This is a genomic window from Thermodesulfobacteriota bacterium, assembly GCA_040755095.1.
GTDB lineage: Bacteria > Desulfobacterota > Desulfobulbia > Desulfobulbales > JBFMBH01 > JBFMBH01.
Genome location: JBFMBH010000235.1, coordinates 1 through 2,949 on the forward strand (window position 1 = coordinate 1; position 2,949 = coordinate 2,949).

Annotated in this window: 5 protein-coding genes; all 5 read left to right on the top strand. The window is 67.4% G+C overall.

What is annotated here, in order from left to right; translation table 11 throughout:
* Nucleotides 1-373: 373 nt before the first annotated feature.
* The 5 genes from rpsF to AB1634_19245 all read left to right on the top strand — a co-directional run bounded on the left by rpsF (nucleotide 374) and on the right by AB1634_19245 (nucleotide 2,932).
* On the top strand, nucleotides 374-766 hold the full coding sequence (gene rpsF / locus AB1634_19225; protein MEW6221645.1) for a 30S ribosomal protein S6: 393 nt from the start codon (nucleotides 374-376) through the stop codon (nucleotides 764-766).
* Between the two features lie 120 nt (nucleotides 767-886).
* Entirely contained in the window at nucleotides 887-1,120 is a 234-nt protein-coding gene (gene rpsR / locus AB1634_19230; protein MEW6221646.1) for a 30S ribosomal protein S18, read from the top strand.
* A gap of 21 nt (nucleotides 1,121-1,141) precedes the next feature.
* Nucleotides 1,142-2,113: a DUF2232 domain-containing protein gene (locus AB1634_19235; protein ID MEW6221647.1), complete on the top strand. Its 972-nt coding sequence runs from the start codon at nucleotides 1,142-1,144 to the stop codon at nucleotides 2,111-2,113.
* 49 nt (nucleotides 2,114-2,162) lie between these two features.
* Nucleotides 2,163-2,612 carry a 50S ribosomal protein L9 gene (gene rplI, locus AB1634_19240; protein MEW6221648.1) on the top strand — a complete coding sequence of 150 codons (450 nt, stop codon included), beginning with the start codon at nucleotides 2,163-2,165 and terminating at the stop codon, nucleotides 2,610-2,612.
* Nucleotides 2,613-2,686: 74 nt separating this feature from the next.
* A complete protein-coding gene (locus AB1634_19245) occupies nucleotides 2,687-2,932 on the top strand; it encodes a DnaB-like helicase N-terminal domain-containing protein (protein ID MEW6221649.1) in 246 nt (81 codons plus the stop codon).
* Nucleotides 2,933-2,949: the final 17 nt, after the last annotated feature.

The following is a 2,949-nucleotide window of genomic DNA, read 5'->3' on the forward strand; positions in this document are numbered from 1 at the left end:
GGGATTATCTGCCTGACCGACGCAAACCGCCAACGCCTCCGTGCTGAGCGCGCCAAGGACTGCTCCCTCTTCTGACTCTCCCAGCCGTCGATCTCCGCCGACCGACAGCCGCGCCAGACCTCCCGCCCCTTCCCAACCAGCCTCCGCTCCCGGACAGAGGCACACCTCCCACCAGTCCCGGCACTGCAAGGGCTGCATGTCCTCCCTACCGGCTCGTCGCGCTACCCGGTTATCGAATATCCAGAGCCGCCGGCAAAGCCATTGACGCTGTTCGGGGGCTGTGGTAAGCATAGCGACTTCACTTTCGTCCCTCCTTGCTCTCGTCGCGCATTCGGGAAGCGAGGGCCTTTTCCACGTCCACAAGGAGGAAGCCATGCGCAGGTACGAAACCATTCTTATCGCCAGGCCCAGCATCGGCGAGGAGCCCCTTACCGGGCTCCAGGAGCGGGTCGCCGGCATCATCGGCGCCGTCTCCGGCGAGGTGCTCAAGGCCGAGCGCTGGGGTCTCAAGAAGCTCGCCTACCCCATCCGGAAGCAGAGCCAGGGGATCTACGTCTATACCCAGTACACTGGCCAGCCCGAAACCGTGGCGGAGATCGAGCGCATCCTCAAGATCGACGACCAGGTGCTCAAGTTCCTCACCGTCAAGCTCCAGGACCGCTATGTGCCGGATCCGCCGGCGCCCGAGGTCGAGGCCCCGGCCGAGACCGAGGCCGGCACCGAGGCCGAGGCAGCAGGCCAGGAGAGTGTCACGGCCGAGGCTTAAGCGCCCGCCGCCCCCGGGGCGGCCCGTCGTCCGGAAGCCCACCGGCGCCCGGTGCGGCAGGAGTCGATCCGCCGCCCGTCCTGGCGCCCATCCTTGAGGAACACGCAAGAGGAGCCCGTCATGGCCAAGAAGTTCTTCGGACGCCGCAAGGTCTGCCGTTTCTGTGCCGACAAGACCTTGCAGATCGATTACAAGGACCCCAAGTCCCTGCGCCATTTTGTCACCGAGCGGGGCAAGATCATTCCCCGCCGCATCTACGGCAACTGCGCCAAGCACCAGCGGCAGGTCACCGAGGCGATCAAGCGGGCACGCCAGATCGCCCTTCTGCCGTACGCCGGCCTTTTCCAGCCCTAAGCTGGCCGCAGGCCCTGGCCCATGGCCCTGGTTAATGACCAACCCACGGCGCGCTGGGGTCTGGGCCTGGGTACCGGTGTAGCGGCCGCCTGTCTGCTCCTGCCGGTCCTGGTGCCCGGGGGCTCGGGACTGTTATCCCCCTTGCTGCCGCTGCCGGTGCTCTTTTTTCTGGCCCGGCGGGGCCGGCAGCTGGGCGGGGCGATCGTGCGCAACGCCGTGCTCGTGGCCCTGGGGGTGGGGGCGCTCCTGGGCAGCCTGGCCGAGCTGGCGGTGTCCTTTCTGTTCCTGCCCCTGGGGATGCTTCTGTACCAGGCGGGACAGGCCGGGCGATCGGTATCCCGGACCCTGTTCGAAGGTGCGCTGCTCCTGGCGGTGCTCTGGCTCGCCATGGCAGGGGTTTTCGCAGCAGCCACCGGCCAGAACCCGTACATAAGGCTCCTGGAGGTGGTCGATCAGGAGCTGGAGGCCGGTTACACCGCCTTCACCGAGGCTGGCGAGCTGCCGCCGGAAATGGTCGCCGCCATGGCCCAGGCCCGGGATCGCCTGCAGGTTGTGCTGCCGCGCCTCCTGCCGGCGATTCTCGCTGCCAGCCTGCTGGTGACGGTATTCGCCAACCTGGTGCTGGGCAACTGGCTCCTGGGCCGGGGCCAGCCAGCCGGCGCACCCTGGCCGCCGTTCACCCGCTGGCGGCTGCCGGAAGGGCTGATCTGGCTGCTCATCGCCGGCGGCAGCCTCGTGATTCTGCCCCATCCGGAGCTGGCGACGGTGGGGCACAACCTGTTGGTCGTGACCGGGGTGCTGTATTTTCTCCAGGGGCTGGCGGTTGCCGGCTTCCTGCTGGGCCGCTGGCGGCTGCCCCGGCCGGTCAAGATCGTTATCTATCTGGTCCTGCTCGTCGAGGCCTACGGCATGCTCCTCTTTGCCGCCCTGGGCGTCATCGATGTCTGGGCTGACTTCCGCAACCGGAGCCGACCGGACCAGCCGGCCTTCTGACGGCCCTGGTCCTGGCCTTTGAGCGTCTTACCGCACGAGAGGGAATGTCATGGAGCTGATCCTGAAGGAAACCATCGATACCCTGGGCGAGGAGGGCGATATCGTCCGCGTCAAGCCTGGCTACGCCCGCAATTATCTCCTGCCCCGGAACAAGGCGGTGGCGGCCACCCCATCCAACATGGCCGTCCTCAAGCAAGAAAAGGCCGCCATCGAGGCCCGCAAGAAGCGCCTGCGCACCGAGGCCGAGGATCTGGCCAAGGCCCTGGCCGGCGCGACCATCACCATCAGCCAGCGGGTGGGTGAGGAGAATCGGCTGTACGGCTCAGTGACCGCCGCCGATATCGCCGACCGTCTGGCCGAGATGGGCCTGGCCATCGACCGCAAAAAGATCCTGCTCACCGAGCCCCTGAAGACCCTGGGGGTTTTCACCGTGCCGGTGAAGGTCAGCTACCAGGTCTCGACCGAGATCAAGGTCCAGGTCGAGCCCCTGGCCCAGTAGCTTGGCCGCCGGGCAGGGGGCGGCTGCCGCCCCCCTGCCCGCCCCGCCTGCCTGTCCGTCCTCCGGAATTGGCCATGGAATCCGGCAGCAAGACGGAGCCTGCCCTGCGCCTGCCCCCCCAGAACCTGGAGGCGGAACAGTGCGTCCTGGGCGCCGCCCTTCTCCAGAACGACTCTCTGCTGCGGGTCATCGAGATCCTCCAGGACGAGGATTTCTACCGCACCGCCCAGAGCGGACGTCGCGGACGCGGTCCTCGATCACCAGGCGAAAGCCCCACCCTTCGTAGGGCCCCAAGGCGGTGGCCAGGTCGTCCCAGCTGATCGTCCGGCCGTCGATG